16 protein-coding genes are annotated in these 20,682 nt (G+C 71.4%); 7 read left to right on the top strand and 9 right to left on the bottom strand.

What is annotated here, in order from left to right:
* Nucleotides 1-123: 123 nt before the first annotated feature.
* Complete coding sequence (locus tag I6G21_RS04700; protein ID WP_058731178.1) at nucleotides 124-1,659, top strand: APC family permease; 1,536 nt, start codon at nucleotides 124-126, stop codon at nucleotides 1,657-1,659.
* Nucleotides 1,660-1,670: 11 nt separating this feature from the next.
* Here I6G21_RS04700 and I6G21_RS04705 read toward each other — a convergent pair whose 3' ends face one another.
* Nucleotides 1,671-2,408 (bottom strand): TetR/AcrR family transcriptional regulator, encoded by a 738-nt coding sequence (locus I6G21_RS04705; RefSeq protein ID WP_061225841.1) that lies wholly within the window; start codon nucleotides 2,406-2,408, stop codon nucleotides 1,671-1,673.
* A gap of 115 nt (nucleotides 2,409-2,523) precedes the next feature.
* Between I6G21_RS04705 and I6G21_RS04710 the strand changes: the two genes are divergently transcribed.
* From I6G21_RS04710 to I6G21_RS04725, 4 genes are all read left to right on the top strand, one after another.
* Entirely contained in the window at nucleotides 2,524-3,969 is a 1,446-nt protein-coding gene (locus I6G21_RS04710) for a flavin monoamine oxidase family protein (protein ID WP_129358089.1), read from the top strand.
* Complete coding sequence (locus tag I6G21_RS04715; protein ID WP_129358088.1) at nucleotides 3,966-4,865, top strand: universal stress protein; 900 nt, start codon at nucleotides 3,966-3,968, stop codon at nucleotides 4,863-4,865. Before I6G21_RS04710 ends, I6G21_RS04715 begins: the two co-directional genes overlap by 4 nt.
* Before the next feature lie 75 nt (nucleotides 4,866-4,940).
* Nucleotides 4,941-6,284, top strand: coding sequence for a 4-aminobutyrate--2-oxoglutarate transaminase (gabT, locus tag I6G21_RS04720; RefSeq protein WP_061225839.1), 1,344 nt, complete (start codon nucleotides 4,941-4,943; stop codon nucleotides 6,282-6,284).
* A gap of 74 nt (nucleotides 6,285-6,358) precedes the next feature.
* Entirely contained in the window at nucleotides 6,359-7,867 is a 1,509-nt protein-coding gene (locus I6G21_RS04725; RefSeq protein ID WP_232238553.1) for an amino acid permease, read from the top strand.
* Nucleotides 7,868-7,888: 21 nt separating this feature from the next.
* On the opposite strand, the gene I6G21_RS04730 is transcribed toward I6G21_RS04725, so the two are convergent.
* From I6G21_RS04730 to I6G21_RS04750, 5 genes are all read right to left on the bottom strand, one after another.
* On the bottom strand, nucleotides 7,889-9,070 hold the full coding sequence (locus I6G21_RS04730) for an ABC transporter permease (protein ID WP_064725539.1): 1,182 nt from the start codon (nucleotides 9,068-9,070) through the stop codon (nucleotides 7,889-7,891).
* Nucleotides 9,071-9,246: 176 nt separating this feature from the next.
* Nucleotides 9,247-9,879 (bottom strand): arsenic metallochaperone ArsD family protein, encoded by a 633-nt coding sequence (locus tag I6G21_RS04735; RefSeq protein WP_061225837.1) that lies wholly within the window; start codon nucleotides 9,877-9,879, stop codon nucleotides 9,247-9,249.
* A 15-nt stretch (nucleotides 9,880-9,894) separates the two neighbouring features.
* The gene (hchA, locus tag I6G21_RS04740; protein WP_129358087.1) at nucleotides 9,895-10,770 is read right to left on the bottom strand and encodes a glyoxalase III HchA; all 876 of its coding nucleotides are present in this window, start codon (nucleotides 10,768-10,770) and stop codon (nucleotides 9,895-9,897) included.
* Between the two features lie 139 nt (nucleotides 10,771-10,909).
* On the bottom strand, nucleotides 10,910-12,409 hold the full coding sequence (locus I6G21_RS04745; protein ID WP_129358086.1) for an alanine/glycine:cation symporter family protein: 1,500 nt from the start codon (nucleotides 12,407-12,409) through the stop codon (nucleotides 10,910-10,912).
* Between the two features lie 177 nt (nucleotides 12,410-12,586).
* Entirely contained in the window at nucleotides 12,587-13,057 is a 471-nt protein-coding gene (locus tag I6G21_RS04750; protein WP_311197652.1) for a MarR family winged helix-turn-helix transcriptional regulator, read from the bottom strand.
* Nucleotides 13,058-13,159: 102 nt separating this feature from the next.
* Here I6G21_RS04750 and I6G21_RS04755 point away from each other — a divergent pair, with 102 nt between their 5' ends.
* A complete protein-coding gene (locus tag I6G21_RS04755) occupies nucleotides 13,160-13,399 on the top strand; it encodes a hypothetical protein (protein WP_196826361.1) in 240 nt (79 codons plus the stop codon).
* Between the two features lie 153 nt (nucleotides 13,400-13,552).
* Nucleotides 13,553-15,148 (top strand): Na+/H+ antiporter, encoded by a 1,596-nt coding sequence (locus tag I6G21_RS04760; protein WP_129358085.1) that lies wholly within the window; start codon nucleotides 13,553-13,555, stop codon nucleotides 15,146-15,148.
* Between the two features lie 63 nt (nucleotides 15,149-15,211).
* On the opposite strand, the gene I6G21_RS04765 is transcribed toward I6G21_RS04760, so the two are convergent.
* From I6G21_RS04765 to I6G21_RS04775, 3 genes are all read right to left on the bottom strand, one after another.
* On the bottom strand, nucleotides 15,212-15,925 hold the full coding sequence (locus I6G21_RS04765; RefSeq protein WP_064725537.1) for a hypothetical protein: 714 nt from the start codon (nucleotides 15,923-15,925) through the stop codon (nucleotides 15,212-15,214).
* Complete coding sequence (lysX, locus tag I6G21_RS04770; protein ID WP_129358084.1) at nucleotides 15,922-19,263, bottom strand: bifunctional lysylphosphatidylglycerol synthetase/lysine--tRNA ligase LysX; 3,342 nt, start codon at nucleotides 19,261-19,263, stop codon at nucleotides 15,922-15,924. Before lysX ends, I6G21_RS04765 begins: the two co-directional genes overlap by 4 nt.
* An 83-nt stretch (nucleotides 19,264-19,346) precedes the next feature.
* A complete protein-coding gene (locus I6G21_RS04775) occupies nucleotides 19,347-20,519 on the bottom strand; it encodes an alpha/beta hydrolase (protein ID WP_165870011.1) in 1,173 nt (390 codons plus the stop codon).
* Nucleotides 20,520-20,682 lie beyond the last annotated feature (163 nt).

Consider the following 20,682-nt stretch of genomic DNA (forward strand, 5'->3'; position numbering starts at 1 on the left):
CGTCCGCGACCCTGACAAGGAGCGCCCGTGAGTTCACGACCCCGTCGCGAGGTCCCCATCCACACCTCCACCTCCCCGGCGGTCTCCCGGCGCCTCCGCTCGAGGAGGGAGGCCCCCGTCAGCATCCCGGGTGAAGGGACGGGCCGCGCCGGCGATGCCGAATCGCAGGTCTCGGGCAAGGGTCTCAGCGTCGGGAAGGTCGGACTGCTCGGGGCCGCCGTCGTCGGCATCTCCGTGATCGCTCCCGCCTACACCCTGGCCGGGGCGCTGGGGCCCACGGTCTCCGTCGTCGGGGTGCACCTTCCGGCGATCTTCCTGCTCGGCTTCGTGCCCATGCTGCTCGTGGCCGCGGGCTACCGGGAGCTGAACAGCGCGATGCCGGACTCCGGAACCACCTTCACCTGGGTGACCAAGGCCTTCGGGCCCCGGATCGGATGGATCGGCGGGTGGGGGCTGCTGGCCGCGACCGTGCTGGTGCTGTCCAATCTCGCGGGGATCGCCGTGGACTTCTTCTATCTGCTGCTCGGGCAGATCTTCCGCAGCGACGCCATCACCGGCCTCTCCGGCAACGTGGCCGTCAATGTCCTGACCTGCCTGGTGTTCATGGCCGTCACCTGCGCGATCTCCTACCGCGGCGTGGAGGAGACCCAGCGCTTCCAGTACGTGCTGGTCGGCTTCCAGCTGCTGATCCTCGTCGTCTTCGCCACTGCCGCCCTGGTGCACGTGGCCCACGGCACTGCCTTCGACGGGCACACCCCCTCCATCGAATGGTTCAACCCCTTCGGCGTCGGCTCCTTCTCCGCCTTCTCCGCGGGCATCTCCCTGTCGGTGTTCATCTACTGGGGCTGGGACACCGCGCTGACCCTGAACGAGGAGGCCAAGGATCCGCAGAAGACGCCGGGTCGGGCCGCGCTGCTGGGGATCAGCGTCGTCGTCATCCTCTACCTCCTGGTGGCCTGCGCGACCCTGGCCTACTCCGGCACCGGCGACGGCGCCCTCGGCCTGTCCAACCCGGAGATCCAGGAGAACGTGTTCGCGGCGCTGGCGACGCCGGTGCTCGGGCCGCTGGGGGTGCTGATGTCCCTCGGTGTCCTGATGTCCTCGATCGCCTCGCTGCAGTCCACCATGGTCTCCCCGGCACGCACCATGCTCGCGATGGGCTTCTACGGCGCCCTGCCGCGTCGGTTCTCCCGCATCCACCCCCGCTTCCAGACCCCCAGCTACGCGACCGTCACCTCCACGGCCATCGCCGCCGGGTTCTACACCGTGATGCGCGTGGTCTCCGAGAACGTCCTGTGGGACACCATCTCCGCGCTGAGCCTCATGGTCTGCTTCTACTACGGCCTCACCGCTCTGGCCTGCGTCTGGTACTTCCGCCGCCAGGCCTTCCGCTCCGTCGGGGCGTTCCTGCGGATGCTCCTGGGGCCGCTGCTGGGCGGGGTGCTGCTGCTGATCTTCTTCGTGCGCACCACCGCGGACTCCTTCGACCCGGCCAACGGCTCCGGATCCGAGCTGTTCGGGGTGGGCCTGGTGTTCATCCTCGGCGCGGGGATCCTGCTGATCGGGGTGGTGACCATGCTGGTGCTGTCTCGGACGATGCCGGCCTTCTTTCGCGGGGAGATCGAGGTCGCCCCGGGCGCGGTGGACCGCCCCGAGTGACCCGCGCCGCCTCAGCCGAGGATGCGAGTCAGGCGCCGTTCCAGGCCGGTGAGGATGCCGTCCAACCCGATCTCGAAGGCCTCGGTCGCCGCCGCGGGGCCTCCCGTGGTCTCGTACAGGCCGTGCACCCGCGCCATCACGGGAAAGCGAGAGCTCAGGGCGCCGGGGGCGAAGATGTCCTGCGGTGCGGCGGCATCCAGTGCGCTGCCCAGCAGGAACGCCTCCAGGGTCTCCACCACGCGCAGCACCAGCGGCTCCGGCCACCCGGCGGCGAGGAAGCCGCGGATCACGGTCTCGTACATCTGCAGAGTCTGCGGGGCCTGGGCCACGGGGGTCAGGGCCAGGGCCGCCACCATGGAGGGCTGGGCGGAGAACGCCCGGAAGTAGGAGCGGGCCCAGGCTTCCGCGGCATCGCGCCAGGCTGCGGCCCGCGCGGCGGGATCTGCGAGCGGGGAGGCGGCGGTCTCCACCTCCGGTGCCTCGGGGCCCGCCCCCGCGGCCAGGCCCGCCAGGGCGGAGGCGTCGATGCCGCGGGCGACGTCGTCGGAGATGCGCGCGAGCACCTCGTCCTTGGAGCCCACGTGGTTGTACAGGGAGGAGGGGGCCACCCCGAGCCTGCGCGCCAGCATCGTCATGGTGAAGCCCTCGCCCACGGATTCCAACAGGTCCCGGGCGGCGGCGACGATGCGCTGCGGGTCCAGGACGGTGCGGGTGGGGCGGCCACGGCGGCGCGGGGGCTTCTGGGTCACGGCCTCGACCTTACCGCCGTCACTGTGCTGGGCCGGGGTGACGCGGGGCGCGTCCGCAGGTACACTGCAAAACGAACACCATTCGTTTTTCTCTCTCCCGCGAAAGGCCCCCGCCATGACGTCCAGCACCCCCACCGCCCATCCGGACTGGCCCACCCGCGAGGTCGACGTCGTCGTCATCGGCGCCGGTCCCTCCGGCCTGAACGCCGCCCGGGACCTGAAGAGCGCCGGGAAGAGCGTGGCCGTGCTCGAGGCGCGCCAGCGCGTGGGGGGCCGCACCTGGTCCAAGGAGGTGGACGGGCACTTCCTGGAGATCGGCGGCCAGTGGATCTCCCCGGATCAGACCGCCCTCCTGGAGCTCGTGCGGGAGCTGGGCCTGCGGACCTACTCCCGCTACCGCGACGGCGAGTCCGTCTACCGAGCCCCGGACGGCACCGTCACCCGCTACACCGGCGAGATGTTCCCCGCGTCGGAGCAGACCCAGGCGGAGATGGCCCGGCTCATCGGAATCCTGGATGACCTCGCCGCGCAGATCGGGCCGCACGAGCCCTGGGCCCATCCCCTGGCCCGCGAGCTGGACACCATCAGCTTCCACCACTGGCTGCGCGAGCAGTCCGCGGACGAGGAGGCCTGCCAGAACATCGGCCTGTTCATCGCCGGGGGGATGCTCACCAAACCCGCGCATGCCTTCTCCGCGCTGCAGGCCGTGCTCATGGCCGCCTCCGCCGGCTCCTTCTCGAACCTCGTGGATGAGGACTTCATCCTCGATGAGCGCGTGCTGGGCGGCATGCAGTCCGTGTCCACCACCATCGCCGAGCAGCTCGGGGAGGATGTGATCCTGGAGCACCCCGTGCGCGTGCTGCGCTGGCAGGAGGAGGGCACCCACCCCGTCCTGGTGGAGGCGGAGCACTTCACCGAGGACGGCGAGGCCGACGGCGGCGGGGTGCTCGTGCGGGCCCGTCGCGCCGTCGTCGCCGTGCCGCCGAATCTCTACGAGCGCATCTCCTTCGTCCCGGCGCTGCCGCGGCGCCAGCAGCAGATGCACCAGCACCAGTCCCTCGGCCTGGTGATCAAGGTCCACGCCGTGTACGAGACCCCGTTCTGGCGGGACAAGGGCCTGTCCGGCACCGCCTTCGCCGCGGACCACCTGGTGCAGGAGGTCTACGACAACACCCACTGGGATCCCGCCACCGGGCAGGAGCACGCCCGGGGCACCCTGGTCGGCTTCGTCTCCGACGAGAAGGCGGACGCCATGTTCGAGCTCACCGCGGAGCAGCGCCAGGCCGCGATCCTCGATGCCATCGCCGAGCTGCTCGGCGAGGAGGCCAAGTACCCGGTGGTCTACTACGAGTCCGACTGGGGCGCGGAGGAATGGACCCGCGGGGCCTACGCCGCCAGCTACGACCTCGGCGGACTGCACCGCTACGGAGCGGACCAGAACGCCCCCGTGGGCCCGATCCACTGGTCCTGCTCGGACATCGCCGCGGAGGGCTACCAGCACGTGGACGGCGCGGTGCGCATGGGCCGGAAGACCGCCCGAGAGATCCTCGAGCAGCTGTGAGGTACGTCGTCGGGTACACCCCGAATGTGCGGGGACGCGATGCCCTGAACCTCGCCGTGGCGATGGCCCGCTCCCTGGACGTGGGCCTGGACATCGCCTACGTGGTGAAGGTCGAGGAGACCTTCTCCCGCGCGCTGAAGGGCGGCGGGAACTACACCCAGATGGTCGAGGCGCAGGCCAAGCGCTGGCTGACCGAGGCCGCCCAGCTCATCCCGGACGACGTCGACGCCTCCTTCCACCTGCACCGTGCGGCCAGCTCCGCCACCGGTCTGCTGGAGCTGGCCGAGATCCGCGGCGCCGGGGCCGTCCTGGTCGGCGGAGCCAAGGTCAGCACCTGGCGCCGCCACGGCATCGGTTCCGTCTCCAACGCCCTGCTGCACCGGGCCACCCTCCCGGTGATCCTGGCCCCGCGTGAGGCGGATCCGCAGGAGCGCCTGACCCGGATCGACTGCGCGGTCAGTCCGGAGGAGGACGGCATGGGGCTGGTCGCCGAAGCCGTGGCGACCATGAACCGCACGGGTCTGCCGCTGCGGCTGGTCACCCTGGTGGACGAGACCAAGGAGACCAGCCGCGGGGCGCGGGCCACCGTGGAGGACATGCTGCGCCGCAGCCCGGTGCAGCCAGAGGATGCGGATCTGCTGAGCGTGGAGGTGGGGGTGGGCCGGTCCATCCCGGAGGCCGTGGACTCGGTGCACTGGGGGACCGGCTCCCTGCTGCTGGCCGGATCCTCCAAGCTCGCGGAGGCGGGGCGGCTGTTCCTCTCCTCCACCACCTCGAAGATCCTCACGGCCCTGCCCATCCCCCTCGTGGTGGTCCCCCGGGATTATCAGCCCGGCCGCAACGGCTCCACCGCCCTGCCCTGGACGGGCGCCCTGCCCGCCATCCGGCGCGACTAGAATCACACCCGGGGGCGGCGCTGCCGCCACCCGCCCACCGACCCCTCGGACCTCCGAGAGAAAGAAGTGCGTTCCTTGTCTGAGATCACCTACCGCCTGCCGCAGGAGATCCGCCTGACCGGGGAGTTCCCCGGGCCCAAGTCCCGGGAGCTCACCGAGCGCCGCGCCCGGGTGGTGCCCGCCGGTGTGGCCTCCTCCACCCCGGTGTACGCGGCCGACGCCGACGGCGGCGTCGTCGTGGACGTGGACGGCAACTCCCTGGTGGACCTGGGCTCCGGCATCGCCGTGACCTCGGTGGGCGCCTCCGCCCCGGCCGTGGTGGACGGGGTGCGCGAGGCCGCAGCGCACTTCACCCACACCTGCTTCATGGTCACCCCCTACGAGGGGTACGTGGCCGTCGCGGAGCAGCTGAACGAGCTGACCCCCGGGGACCACGAGAAGCGCACCGTGCTGTTCAACTCCGGTGCCGAGGCCGTGGAGAACGCGGTGAAGATCGCCCGGGCCGCGACCTCCCGCAACGCCGTCGTCGTGTTCGACCACGCCTACCACGGGCGCACCAACCTCACGATGGCCCTGACCGCGAAGGCCGCCCCGTACAAGGCCGGCTTCGGGCCCTTCGCCCCGGAGATCTACCGGGTGCCGATGAACTACCCGTACCGGGAGGCCGCCCCGATCGGCGGGAAGGAGGCCGCGGAGCGGGCCATCCAGCAGATCGAGAAGCAGATCGGCGCGGAGAACGTGGCCGCGGTGCTGATCGAGCCGATCCAGGGCGAGGGCGGGTTCATCGTCCCCGCGGATGGCTTCCTGCCGCGCCTGTCCGAGTGGACCCGGGACAACGGCGTCGTGTTCATCGCCGACGAGGTGCAGGCGGGGTTCTGCCGCACGGGGAAGTGGTTCGCCGTGGATCACGAGGGCGTGGTCCCGGACCTGGTGACCACGGCCAAGGGCATCGCCGGCGGGATGCCGCTGTCCGCGGTGACCGGGCGGGCCGAGCTGTTCGACGCCGTGAAGCCCGGCGGGCTCGGCGGCACCTACGGCGGCAACCCCGTCTCCTGCGCCGCGGCCCTGGGCGCGATCCAGACCATGCGGGACTGGGACCTCAGCGCCCGCGCCCAGGCCATCGAGGCGCAGGTGCGCTCCGTCCTTGAGCCGCTGGTGGAGGAGCTGGACATCGTCGGCGAGTTCCGCGGGCGCGGGGCCATGCTCGCGCTGGAGCTGGTCTCCGACTCCGCCTCCAAGACCCCGCACCCCACGGCCGCCAAGGAGATCGCGTCCTACTGCATGGACCGCGGGGTGATCGTGCTGACCGCCGGCACCTACGGCAACGTGATCCGGCTGCTGCCGCCGCTGGTGATCGGGGAGGAGCTGCTGGGCCGGGCCCTGGAGATCCTGGCCGACGCCATCCGCGCGGCGGCCTGATCGGCGTTCCCGTTCCGTAACAGGACAGGAGGAAGCTGGGAGGATCACCTCCCGCCGACCTGAGGAGCACCGCTATGGCCGATTCGCCGCGCACCAATCCCTACGACGATCCGGTCTCCCCGCAGACCTCGATGGGCTCCACGGTCCACCGCCCGCGCGGCTCCCGGCGCGCCCCCGGCGGGCAGGCCCCCGGCGACGGCGCCCCCGAGAGCGGCGCCCCTTCGGCCCCGCGCAAGCTGCGCTCGCGCCACGTCACCATGATCACCCTGGGCGGGATCATCGGGGCGAGCCTGTTCGTGGGCTCCGGCAACGTCATCCGCTCCGTGGGTCCCGCCGCCGTGCTGTCCTACCTGCTCGGCGGGCTGCTGGTGTTCCTGGCGATGCGGATGCTGGGGGAGATGGCCGCGGCCCGGCCCGCCATCGGCTCCTTCATGGAGTACGCCCGGGTGGGGTTGGGCGACTGGGCCGCGTACCTGGTGGGCTGGCTGTACTGGTACTTCTGGGTCGGGGTGCTGGCCTACGAGTCCGTGCTCGGCGGGGAGACGCTGCACGGCTGGTTCCCCGTGCTGCCCGCCTGGGCGGGGTCCTTCCTGCTGCTGGCGCTGTTCGTCGGCACCAACATGATCTCGGTGCGCACCTTCGGGGAGGTGGAGTTCTGGCTGGCCAGCATCAAGGTCATCGCGATCGTCGTGTTCCTGGTGGCCGGGCTGCTCTTCGCCCTCGGGCTGTGGCCGGACACCTCGATGAGCGTGTCCAACCTGTGGGCCCACGGCGGCTTCGCCCCGCACGGGTACAGCGTGGCCCTGACCGGGGTGGCGCTGGTGATCTTCTCCTACTTCGGCACGGAGATCGCCGTGATGGCCGCCGCGGAGTCCGAGGACCCGGCCAAGGGGGTCCGGCAGGCCACCTCCACGGTGATCTGGCGGATCCTGCTGTTCTTCGTCGGCGCCGTCCTGGTGATCACCATGGTCATCCCGTGGGACGAGCTGCCCGCGCCCACCGACGTCGCCCACGCGCCGTTCACCCTGGTCTTCGCCCGGCTGGGCCTGCCCGGGGCCGACGTCGTGATGCAGCTGATCATCTTCACCGCGGTGCTCTCGGTGCTCAACTCGGGGCTGTACTCCGCCTCCCGGATGTTCGCGGCCCTGGCCCAGCAGGGCTTCGCCCCGCGGATCGTCGCCCGCCGCTCCCGCACCGGGGTGCCCGTGTTCGCGCTGCTGGCCTCGACCATCGGCGGGGTCATCGCCACGATCGTGAACTTCGCGGCCCCGGACTCCGGTGTCTTCGACTTCATCATGAACTCCGCGGGTCTGGTGGCGCTGTTCGTGTACGTGTTCATCGCGCTGACCCAGATGAACCTGCGCCGCCGGATGACGCCGCAGGAGCGGGACGGGCTGCAGCTGAAGGTGTGGTTCCATCCGTGGCTGAACATCCTGCTGATCGGCGGCGTCGCCTTCGTCCTGATCGTGATGCTGTTCAGTCCGGACGGACGCACCCAGGTGTGGACCAGCCTGATCGCTACGGGTGTGCTGGTGGCCTGCTGGCCGCTGGTGCGCCGTTCGCTCACCCGCCGTCGGGCCTGATGAGGCGGGCGAGGCGGGTGCTCAGGCGGCGATGCCCTCCTCGTCCTCATCCACCGGGATCTCCTCGTCCACCACGCGGGTGCGGTGGATGGAGAACCAGTGGGTCAGGCCCATCAGCCCTCCGACCACCACGAGCCACAGCCCCAGGCGCAGGATGTCCCACCAGAAGGGCTGGCCGGGGAAGTACACGAGGGTCTGCACCGCGCGCAGCCAGGCCGCGCCGTTCCAGAAGGTGCTCAGCCCCTGGAAGAAGGCCGGGGCGGTGTGGGCGCTGAAGATCCCCGTGGAGCTGGTGAAGTTCAGCATCACGAAGCACATCACCAGGAACGGCGTGGTCCAGCGGTGCAGGATCGGGTGCAGGGCCACCCCGAGCAGGGAGATGGTGCTCACGTACAGCCAGGACAGCATCAGCACACCCCAGCGGTGCCCGGGGATGGCCTGCATGATGTCCGCGACGACGATGGTCACCAGCGCCGCGATCACGAAGGACACGGCCACGCTGATCAGCAGGCGCCCGAGGTAGCTGACCTTGGCGGTGGCCGCCGCGATCGCGACGGCGGAGGAGTACCCGCCCACGCTCAGGGCCACGAGCATGAAGAAGATGCTCTGCCCGCTGGTGTCCTGCCCGCTGGTGGGCACCACGTCCACGGTCTGCAGGGGCAGGTGCTGCCGGAAGGCGATCGGCCCGAGGACCTGCTGGGCCACCTCCTTGTCCGAGGCGGAGGCGGCGGTGGCCACGTAGAGGGCGGCCTGGTCCTCCCCGGGGGCGTAGGCGGCGACGACGTCGCGATCCCGGACCAGCTGCTGGGCCTGATCGGCGGTGCCCACGGTGCGTACCTGCAGGTCCCCGTCCGCGGCGTCGTTCAGGGACTGGGCGAAGGCCGCGGTCTGCTCGCCCTGCCCGACCACCGCGACGGGCAGGTGGTGGGGGCTGGGGGCGTGGAAGGCGCCGAGGTAGGCCAGGGCCATGCCGGTGCCCAGGAACAGCGGGGTGATCAGGTGCGTCAGGAGGGTCCTCCAGAACTCCCCGGAGCGGAAGGGCCCGCGGATCCGCCGGCGGGAGCGGCCATGGGCGGCCGCGGAGCCGGTGCGTCGGGCGGAGGCGGGGGAGGAGCCGGGGGTCTGGGGGGAGCGCTCCGGCAGGGGCCGGGGTGCCGGGCTCTGGGGTGCGGCGGGGGCGTGCAGGTCGGTGGCTGCGGACATGCGGGTGCTTTCGACGGTGCGAGCGGGACGAAAATACATCGTGCCACTATATAAATGGTCGAGCAACCCCCTCGCCCCCTCCTCCGCACAACTGGAGATGCCTCTCATCTCGGGACGCCACGCGTCCCGTGATGAGAGGCATCTCCAGTTCTGCGGTGAGGAGGGAGGGTAGGGGGTCAGTGGGACCCGCAGCCGCAGGAGCCGCCGCAGCAGCCTCCGCCCTGCTGGGCGTCCGCCTCCGCATCCGCCTCCGGGAGACCATCCCCGACGTCCCCGCCCATGAGGTTGCGTCGGTTCCCGATGTCGGGTCCGCCCCGCGGGGTCTCCCGCACCCCGGCCAGGGTCGCGGCGAATCCCGCGGGTCCCTGGGTGCCGGCGGCACCCGCACCACCCGCGGCGATCCCGGCGCCGGCGATCCGCGCCCCGGCCGCGGGGCCGCCCGCCCCGGGCATCCCGACGGCGCCCCCGCCGGGTCCGCAGGCGGCGCCCGTGGAGGAGAAGCGGGGGTCCTTGCGCTTCGGGACCCGGGCGCGGGCGAAGCGGCGCATCTGCTCGGCGGTCGGATACGTCCAGGAGGCCACGATCTGCGGGCCCAGCAGCGTGATCGGCAGGACCTGCTCGCCGGAGGCCGCGACCATGTCCGCCACGTGCTCGCATTCCTCGAAGGCCCAGTCGTGCGTGCCGCGGCTGTACACCGTGATCGGCAGCCCCTCCTCCAGCAGCTCCTCCGCGGCGTCCAGGAACGCCTCCCGCTCGGCGTCCTCGGGCCCGCCGTCCGGGATGAACACCTCCACCTCGGTCAGATCCATGCTCGTCTCCACATCTCAGTCCCGCGCGGCGGCCTCGTCGAGGAGCACATCCGCGGCCAGCTTGCCCAGGGCGTGGGAGGCCAGCGGCGAGTCCCCGGTCAGCAGGTTGCGGTCCCGGTGCACGGCGCCGGTCATGTCCTCGTTGAGCACCTTCAGCCCCTGCTTGCCCAGCTCCTCGGCCACCAGCCAGCGCAGGTGTCCCGGCAGGTAGCCGATCTCCACGTTGGGGCCCTCATCCAGGGCATCCGGGAACACGGTGATCTCGTACCCGGCGAAGCGGGACTCCTCCCGCCCCAGCCCCGAGGCCAGCAGCGCGGCGGGCCCGTGGCACAGGGTGATCAGGGTGCGCTGGCGGTCCTGCACGAAGTCCAGGACCTGCTGCACCAGCTCGGACTCGGGCAGGTCGTTGACCGCGCCGTGCCCGCCGGGGATGAACACACCCAGGTAGTCCGAGTTCTCGCCGAGCTCGCTCTCCACGAGGTCGGAGAGCTTGCGCGGGTTCTTCAGCTGCTGCTTGAACCGCTCGAAGGTGTCCTTCACGGCCTCGTCCTCGGCGGGCATGGCCCACAGCTCCAGCTTCACCGGGGCGCCGGTGATGGTCGCGATCTCCACCTCGAAGCCGGCGTCGGCGAGGTGCTTGAGCGGCAGCAGCATCTCCACGGGGTGGTTGCCGGTGGAGAAGAACCTCCCCTCCTCGGTCATCAGGTACCGCTCCTCGGTGCCGATCATCAGCACCTTCCAGCGGCCCCCGGTGTACTCGCCCTCGTGCTCGACGCCGTCGAAGTCGGTCCTCGGCGGGACGTACTGGGACAGGGAGTAGGGGGAGGGGAAGAAGGCGTCGTCCTCGGCCGGGTCGGCCTGCGGGGTGCGGTCCTGATCCTGCTCGCTCACGGGAGCCTCCTGTCGGTCATCGTGTGCTTCGCACCCTGGTCAACCCGCGATCCCGCGCCGGTATTCCCCCGGAGACGACGCCGCCCGGCCTCCCCGGGGAGGCGGGGAGCCGGGCGGCGTCGATGAAGGGGAGAGGGCCTCACCCGCGGCGGGCGCGGGCCCGCTTCGCGGCGTCCTGGTCGATCCAGAACTGGCGGGTGGTCACCTCGTCCTCCCCGTCCCAGACCTCCAGGTTCTTCAGCCACGGCTCATCCGATGCCCGGAAGATCGGCTCCTGGCCGCTGCGCCGCTGCCGCTCGTAGTTGCGCAGCACCCGCGCGGCCACCCCGGACAGCGCGCAGATCGCGATGAGGTTCAGCAGCGCCATGACGGCCATGAACACATCCGCCAGGGACCACACCAGGTCCAGGGCCACCACGGTCCCGGTGAACACGCACACCAGCACCAGGAGGCGGAAGACCTGCAGGACCCACCGCTTCTCGGTGAGGAACTCGATGTTGGACTCGCCGTAGTAGTAGTTGCCGATCACCGAGGAGTACGCGAACAGGAAGATCGCCACGGTCAGGAAGTGCACGGCCCATCCGCCCAGCTGCGCGGCCAGGGCGTTCTGGGTCAGGGAGGCGCCCTCCGCGGAGTCCCCGAAGGCGGGTTCGGACAGCAGAACGATGAACGCGGTGATGGAGCAGACCACCAGGGTGTCGAAGTACACGCCGAGGGACTGCACCAAGCCCTGCTTGGCCGGGTGGGACACGGCCGCCGTCGCCCCGGCGTTCGGCGCCGAGCCCATGCCGGCCTCGTTGGAGAACAGCCCGCGGCGCACCCCCTGCATGATCACGCCGATCACGCCGCCGGTCACGAACTCCCGGATCCCGAAGGCCCCCGCGAAGATCTGCGCGATCACGTGCGGGACCTCCCCGAGGTTCATGACCACCACGATCAGCCCCAGCAGGATGTACAGGATCGCCATGACGGGCACGAGGATCTGGGTGACCGCGGAGATGGAGCGGACCCCGCCGAAGATGATCAGCGCGGTGATCGCGGTCAGGATGATCCCGAGGATGACCTTCAGGGCGGTGGAGGAGGCGAACTCCGGGGCCACCCCGTTCAGGGATTCGGACACGGCGTCGGCGATGGAGTTGGACTGGACCATGTTGAACACGAAGCCGTAGGTCACGCAGATGATCACCGCGAACAGCACGCCCATCCACCGGGCGTTCAGCCCGCGCGTCATGTAGTACGCCGGCCCGCCGATGTAGGAGTCCTTCCCGTGGTGCTTGTACAGCTGCGCGAGCAGCGACTCCACGAAGGCGCTCGCGGCGCCGATCGTGGCGATCAGCCACATCCAGAACACCGCGCCGGGCCCGCCCACGGTGATGGCGATGGCCACGCCGGCGATGTTGGCGGTGCCCACCCGGGAGGCGGCGGAGATGGTGAAGGCGCGGAAGGAGGAGATCTGCTTGCGTCCGTCCGCGCGGGTGCCGCTGGGCTCCCCGATGACGCGGAACATCTCGCCGATGCTGCGCACCTGCACCGCGCGGGTGCGGGCGGTGAGGAACAGTCCGGCGGCGATGAGCACGGCGAACATCACGTACCAGATGTACTCGCCGACGGTCGCGACGACGCTCTGCAGGGAGTCCATGGCGGGCCCCTTTCGAAAGGTGCGGTGGGTGTGCGGCGCCGACCGCGGAGCCGCAGGGGGCTCCACCGGGTGCGATGCCGCGGGGGTGGCCCCGGACCGGCGCGCGCATGAGGTATGGGCAACAGGGTACCGGCTCCCGGTCCGTTGGGTGACCCTCGGGGGTCGGCCTCCGGCGCCTCAGGTCTCCTCGTCGGGAGCCCGACGGGCCGCGGCGATCAGCCGGGTCATGCTGCGGTGCAGCTGCCGGACGTCTGCCAGGGACAGGTCCAGCCGGCGCATCATCCGCTCCGGGATCTCCTCGGCCTGCTCGCGCAGCTTCCGTCCCGCGTCGGTGAGGCCCAGCAGCACGGAGCGCTCGTCCTCCGGGTCCCGCTGCCGGTGCACGTAGCCGATCTGCTCCAGGCGGCGCACCAGCGGGGAGAGGGTGCCCGGATCCATCCCCAACATCCCCGCCAGCGTCTTCTGGTTCATCCGCTCGTGCTCCCACAGGGCCAGCATCACCAGGTACTGCGGGTGGGTGAGGTTCAGCGGCGCCAGCACGGGGCGGTAGGCGGCGATGACGCTGCGGGAGGCCAGGGCCAGGGCGAAGCAGACCTGGCTCTCCAGGGCGAGCGGATCCCCCGGCGTCATCTCCTGCTCGCTGTCCACGGCGCTCCTCCCGCTCTTCCGGTCGCGGCACCCATGCTAGACCAGCGCACCCCGCACCAATGATTGGGGCACCAATGATTGGTGTACCCTGGGTGGGAATCGATGCGCGAGGGCATCGAGACGCGAGACGAGGAGGACCTCATGGACAAGCCCACCGGCAACGACTCCTTCGGCTGGGGATTCCGGCTGGGCAACCGCATCCTCTGGCTGCTGCTGCACGTGGTGGGCCCGGCCCAGGGCAGCTCCAGCAGCGACCCCCAGCTGCGCACCCAGCGCGAGTATGAGCGCCGCCGGGAGCTGCACCGGCGGTGGAAGGAGACCCGCGAGGCCGGCGGGAGCTGAAGCGGACCGAGCGAGCCCTGAGGGGAAGGCCGGAGCGGAAGGCCGCGTCCGAGCCCCGAGGCTGCTCCCACCCGCACGGGCGATCCTTCCTCTAGAGTCATAGCGTCCCGCGCGCCAGGCGCGGGCTCGCACACCGATCGTGGGGAGGCCGCCGTGCTGGGAGTGGAGATCGTCATCGCCTTGGGAGTGGCGATCCTGCTGGGGCAGATGACGGCCACGCGCGTGCGCCTGGCCCCACCCATCGTGCTCATGGTGTTCGGGGTGGCCATGAACCTCATCCCATCGCTGCGCCAGGTGGGGCTGCCCGCGGAGATCGTGCTGGTGGTGTTCCTGCCGATCCTGCTGTACTGGGACTCCCTGAACACCTCGGTGCGCGAGATCCGACGGGTCCTGCGGGGGGTGATCCTCAACGGGACCCTGCTCGTGGTGTTCACCGCCGCCGCGGTCGCGCTCGTCGCTCGCGCCTGCGGACTCAGCTGGGGCACCGCCTGGCTGATCGGCGCCGCGGTGGCCCCGACGGACGCCACCGCCGTGTCCGTGCTGGGTCGCGGCCTGTCCCGCCGGGCCACCACCGTGCTCAAGGCCGAATCGCTGATCAACGACGGCACCGCCCTGGTGGTCTTCGCCCTGGCCGTGGAGGTGGCCAGCGGGGAGGGTCACATCACCTGGGGTCACGCCAGCGGGATGTTCGCCGTCTCCTTCCTCGGCGGAACCGCGATCGGACTGGCCGTGGGCTGGCTGATCGGGCAGGTGGCCCGGCGCATGACGGTGCCCGTGTACATCAACGTGCTCATGCTGCTGACCCCGTTCCTCGCCTACCTCGCGGCCGAAGCTGTGGAGGCCTCCGGGGTGCTCGCCGTCGTGGTGTGCGGGCTCTACTTCTCCCAGATCGCCCCGCGACACTTCTCCGCCCGGTCCCGCCAGATCGCCAATCCGTTCTGGTCGATGATCACCTTCCTCATCAACGGCGCCCTGTTCGTGCTCGTCGGCGCGCAGCTGCCCTCCGCGGTGGGCGGCCTGCGCTCGGATGGGCTGTGGCATGCGCTGGGGGTGATCTTCGCCGTGTACGCGACCACCGTGGCGGCTCGCTTCGTCTTCCTGCACGTGTCCATCGGGCTGATCCGGCTGCTGGACCGCCGCCCCATCCAGCGGACCATGCGCACCACCTTCCCGGAGCGGGTGGTCAACGTGCTGGCGGGGTTCCGCGGGGCCGTGTCTCTGGCGGTGGGTCTGTCCGTGCCCCTGACCCTCGCCGACGGCTCCGCCTTCCCCTCTCGGGATCTGATCGTGCTGGTGGTGGCCGGCGTCGTCGTGCTGTCCCTGGTGGTGCAGGGGGTGGTGTTCCCGGTGGCGGTGCGCTGGGCCGTGCGGGACCAGCCGGAGGACGACGACGCCGGGGGCGCGACCGAGCGGGCCTGGATCCGCACGCACCGGGAGCTGCTCGCGGTGCTGCCGGAGCTGGCCCGTCAGAATGGGATCTCCGATGAGGTGCTCGGGGAGTTCCAGCGTCGTTACGAGCAGATCCGCCGCCCATGGGAGGAATCCGCGGGGGACCCGGAGGCGCGGGAGGTGCTGGAGGAACGGCGCCGGCAGCAGCGGCGCATGCAGCTGGGCGTGCTGCGGCACAAACGGGCCGCGATGGTGCGCCAGCGCGACGAGGGCCTGCTGGATGACGAGGCCCTGTCCGAGATCATGCAGCGCCTGGACATGGAGGAGCTGCGCCTGACCGGCCCCGCCGAGATCGAGTAGGGGCCGACGGGGCCGGCGGGAGCGGGCCGCCCGGACGGGAGTGGGCCGGGCCGGCGTCGTCGGCTACAGCACCCCGCGGGGGTCGATGAGGAAGCGACCCAGGGCGAAGTACTCCGCGGCGTCGGAGATCAGCACCAGACCCAGCAGCCCGACCCCCAGGGGCAGGAGCACGTTGAGCACCGGGCGGAAGCGCTCCCACCAGCCGCCCACCGTGCGGGCGACGGCGCGGTGCCGGTTGGCCAGCACCGCCAGGCACAGCACGAACAGCGGCGCCTGGGAGACCACCGCCCAGATGATCTGCCCCGCGATCACGGCCCACAGCGGCTGATCCCCGGACAGCCCCACGGCCACGATGAACGGGGGGTCCGTGGTCACGATCGCCACGAAGCCCACGGCCACCGCCAGCAGCCCCCAGGAGCTGCGGTTGCGCTCCGGGCGCGGTGGGCGGTTCCGGCGCCGCCACGCCCAGCCAGCCCAGCCCAGGGCCACCAGGCCCAGGAGCAGCTCGACGCCGGCGGCCCCCGCCCCGGCGCGCAGCCAGTGCCCCCACGGGATGTCCGCCAGGGACTTCCCGAACACCAGGGACAGCGCGATCCCCCAGGCGATGGTCCCGCCGATGAGCACCGCGCCGAAGCCGAACACGGACCGGCGCACGGCCCGGGCGGCGTCGGGGGCCGTGCGGGCGGCCATGAACACCGCGGCGATCAGCAGGGGCCCCGGATCGAAGCCGCCCAGGGCCAGGCCCGCGCAGGCGGCGAGGTACGCCGGGATGCTCATGCCGAGCTGACGGACTCGGCGCCGGCGGTGCGCCCGGCGGGGCGGGCCCCGGGGGCCGGGCGCACGAACGGGAAGGCCAGCACCCCGCGGATCGGGGCGTCGGTGAGCATCATGATCAGCCGGTCGATGCCGATGCCCAGCCCGCCCGTGGGCGGCAGGCCCGTCTCCAGGGCGGCCAGGAAGTCCTCGTCGATCTGCATCGCCTCCGGATCCCCGGCGGCGGCCTTCAGGGACTGCTCGGTCAGGCGGCGCCGCTGCTCCAGGGCGTCGGCCATCTCCGAGTAGGCCGTGCCCATCTCGGTGCCGTTGATCACCAGGTCCCACCGCTCGGCCAGCCCGGGGATGCTGCGGTGCGGGCCGGCCAGCGGGGAGGTCTCCACGGGGAAGTCCCGGTAGAAGGTCGGGCGCACGGTCCTGGCCTCCACCAGCTCCCCGTACAGCTCCTCGATCACCGCGCCCGGGCCCATGTCGTCCCGGACGTGGATCTCGTGCTCGGCGGCCAGGCGCATCAGCACCTCGAAGTCCGTGTCCAGGTCGATGCGCCGGCCCACAGCCGCGGAGACCGCATCCAGCACGCTGACCACGGGCCACTGGCCGGAGACGTCGGTGAGCACGGCCGGGGTGCTCGGATCCTTGGGGTGCTCCCCGTGGCGCAGCGGCAGCTGCTCGGCGTCGAACACCGCGCGCGCGGCGCTCTTGATGATCCGCTCGGTCAGCAGGCGCATCGCGTCGTAGTCGGCGTAGGGCTGGTAGGCCTCCAGCACCGTGAACTCGGGGTTGTGGGTGGCATCCGCCCCCTCGTTGCGGAAGTCCCGGCCCAGCTCGTACACCGGGCCCATGTCCCCGACCACCAGACGCTTCAGGTACAGCTCCGGGGCGATGCGCAGGGTCAGATCCACCCCGTAGGCGTTGATGAAGGTCGTGAAGGGCCGGGCGGAGGCGCCGCCGTGCACGGTGTTGAGCATCGGCGTCTCCACCTCCAGGAAGCCGTCCGCATCCAGGGTGCGTCGGATCGCCCGGATGGTCTGCGCTCGCACGCGCAGGCGCCGGGACTCCTCCGGGTTGACGATCAGGTCCACCGAGCGGCGGCGCAGCCGGGCCTCCGGGTCCGTGAAGGAGTCGAAGGGGATGGGGTGCAGGCACTTGGACAGGATCCGCCAGGACTCGGCCAGCAGGGACGGGGTGCCGGTGCGGGAGGCGCCCAGCCTGCCGCGGATCAGCACGTGGTCCCCGGTGTCCGCCCAGCGCACCCGGCGCAGGGACTCGGCGCCGAGCACGTCGCGCTCCAGCACCACCTGCAACGTCGTCCCGTGTTCCACCAGCTCCAGGAAGGCCACCCCGCCGTGGCGCCGGATGGACCGGATCCGCCCGACGACCGCCGCCGGCGTCCCGGCGGGCTCGTGCGCGAGCATCCGGGCCAGCGCGGACACGCTCACGCCCTGACCGTCGCCCTTCGGGTAGGGCTCCAACCCGGCCGCGCGCATCTGCTCCAGGTGCGCGATGCGGTGGCGAGTCTGGTCGCTCCACTCCGGGGTGAGGTCATCGGCGCCCACGCGCTGACGCTCCAGCTCCCGCAGGGCGGCGAGGTTCTCCGGGGACAGCCCGGGGTGCGCGGGGGTCTTGGGCAGCAGCCACTGCGGCAGGAAGCCCTCCGCCAGCCCGGAGGCCAGGGCCACGTTGACGGCGGACAGCTTGGAGTCCAGGCACAGGTAGCGCGGCACCCACTCGGGGTGGAAGCGCTGGTTGAACTGGTACAGCCGCTCCAGCTGCAGGAACCGGTCCAGCACCCCCAGCACGGAGGAGTTGAAGCGGGTCCAGGCGCTGGCGCCGAACTCGTGGGAGCGGGCGAAGGTCTCCCGGAACATCGCGAAGTTCAGGGACACGCGGGTGATGCCCAGCTCAGGGCACTGCCCGAGCAGGGTCGCGATCATGAACTCGGTGGTGCCGTTGGGGGAGTCCGGGGAGCGGCGCATCACGTCCAGGGAGATCCCGGAGGCCCCCCAGGGGACGAAGGAGAGCAGGCCGACGGCGGCGCCGTCGGCGGTGTGCGCGGTGACCAGCAGGCAGCGGGCATCGGCGGGGTCCCCGAGGCGGCTCAGCGCCATGGAGAAGCCCCGCTCGGTGTCCCCGTGGCGCCAGGAGTCCGTGTGCTCGATGACGGCCTGCAGCTCCTCGGGGCTGAGCTCCCCGTGGCGGCGGATGCGCAGGGTCATCCCGGCCTTCTGCAGGCGGGCGACGGTGTGGCGCATCTCCGTCATGGAGGTGTTGTTCAGGGAGAACCGCTCCGGGTGGATGATCGCCTCGTCGCCCAGCGGGATCACGGACATCCCCGTGTGTACGTAGGCCGGGGCGCCGACCTTGGAGGCGCTGATCACGGCGGGGATCCAGCCGTAGGTGCGCGCCTCCTTCTTCCACTCGCGGATCGCCGCGTCCCAGGAGGCCGGATCCCCGATGGGGTCTCCGGCGGCCAGGGACACCGACCGGATCACCCGGTAGGCCACGGCGGCCCGCCCGTCCGGGGAGAAGATCACGGACTTCTCCCGCCGAGTGGCGAAGTAGGACAGGGAGTCCTGCCCGCCGTATTCGTGCAGCAGCCGGCGCAGGTGCATCTCCCGCTCCTCGGTCCAGGAGTGCACGGGCTTGCCGGAGCGCAGGAACACCCAGATCGCCGCGATCGCGACGACGCCGTAGATGGTGGTGATGGTCTGGACCTGCCAGCGCTGCACGTGCGGCAGGCTGTGGATGGCCCACCCGGTGTTCACCCCGAGGGCCCGCAGCATCAGGGTGCCGAAGTGCGTCCAGGAGCTCACCGGCAGCACCAGCCAGGAGGCCACCAGGGCGAGGAGGAAGCCGCCGCCGAGCACGGCCAGGGCCATCCCGTAGGAGGAGCGCAGGGTGCGGGCGGGGAAGGCCCGCCGGGCCCGCACCAGGAGCACGGTGAGCACCACGCCGATGATCACGCTGATCGCGTTCGCCCCGATGGCCACCCACAGCCCGGAGGGCGGCTCCTCCTCGAGGGTCCAGGGCAGGGGCAGGGAGATCGTGGAGACCAGGGCCAGCGCGGAGCCGGCGACCTGGAAGAACAGGGCCGCCCACAGCCCGGCCCGCTTGCGCCGCATCAGCGCCCAGAAGATGACGATCGAGGCGACCGTGGCGATCAGGCTGCGCTCCACGGGCAGGTTCAGCACGTAGGCCGCGAACTCGATGAAGCTGAAGCCGCCGCGCAGCGGGGTGCCGATCAGCAGGGCGATGTTGACGATGACGGCCCCCGCATACATCCACGTCAGGCAGCGGGCCGTGCGCTCCCCGGGTGCTGTCTTCACGGTGCGGGTCTTCATGGCGGTGCGGCTCCTCGGTGGCGGGTGCGGATCGGCCGCGGTGAGCGGTGCGGCGGTGCGGTGGGTGAGCGGGGGCGTTCGGCTCAGGTGGCAGTGGGGGCGAAGTACGGGCTGGTCCGGCCCAGCCACTGCAGCCCCTGCTCCATCCCGGGCAGCCACACATCCAGCCGGTGCCCGCCCACGGGCACGGTGTTCACGGACAGGGAGGTGGGTGCGCGCACGGAGCGGCGGAAGGCCTCGGCGGCCGGCCAGGAGAGGGCGTCGTCGGTGGAGGAGTAGTAGTACAGCGCGACGTCGGGGGCCTCGTCGCGGGCGATGCGGGCCAGGTCGTACTTGGGGTCCCGGGCCTCGGTCCACTGCTGCGCGCCGGTGTAGATGGGGCTGAAGTACCCGGACTGGATCATGGCGGTGCCGAACAGGTCCGGGTGGTGCAGGGTGAGCATGGCCGAGCACCAGCCGCCCGCGCTGTAGCCCTCCGTGGACCAGGCGCGGGGGTCGTCGATGGTGCGCAGGTTCTGGCGCAGCCACGGCACCACGTCCCGGGTCACGTAGCTCTCCGCCTTGGGGGTGCTCATCCCGTGCACGGAGCGGTCCCCGTCCACGCATTCGCTGTCGTAGCTGCCGGGGGAGACGTTGGGGACCACGAAGATCGCCTCGCGCATGCTGCGCTGCTGCGCGGCGTCGGCGATCATCTGCCCGTAGTCCACGGACTGGGAGTAGGTGGCGGGGGAGCCGGGGAAGCCGGTGAAGCCCAGGATCACGGGGTAGAAGCGGTCCGGGTGGCTGAGGTAGGAGGCGGGCAGCCAGATCATGAGGTCGTTGGACTGGCCGGTGACGGGGCCCTTGAAGCGGAAGGTGAGGTACTGCCCGCCCTCGGCGTCCCGGTCCAGCAGGTGCCCGAGCTGCGGGTTGTCCTCCGGGTGGGCCTGCAGCGCGGTGGGGGTCTGGCGGGTGGCCGCGGGGGTGGTCACGGCGGCCGGCTCCGCCCCGTAGTGGGTGGTGGTGGGCGCCGGGGCCGGTCCGGCGGTGAGCTCGTCCCAGCTGGTGTACCAGTTGTTGTCCCGGTTCAGCAGCGCGGCCACGGAGGCCAGGGCCAGCACGGCCACCAGCATCAGGCTCACGGCCTGCACGAGGTAGCGCAGCCAGCCGGTCCGGCGCATCCGCGGCGGCAGGAACACGGCCAGGAGGAAGACGATGCCGGTCACGGCCAGCAGCGTGCCGATGAAGCCCATCCCGGTGATCTCGAAGGCCTTCACCCGTGTCCTCTCCTCGTGGTGCGCGAGCCGGCTGGAGGGGCGGCCCGAGGGGCAGGATACGAGAGATTCATGGGAGTTTCCCGCACGAGACGCCCCCGCGACCCCCTCTCTCCGCTCGCCCCTTCCGCGCCGAGTCATCGATTCCGACGGATTTTCGGCCGAA

The organism is Rothia kristinae (genome assembly GCF_016028855.1).
Classification (GTDB): Bacteria; Actinomycetota; Actinomycetes; order Actinomycetales; family Micrococcaceae; genus Rothia; species Rothia kristinae.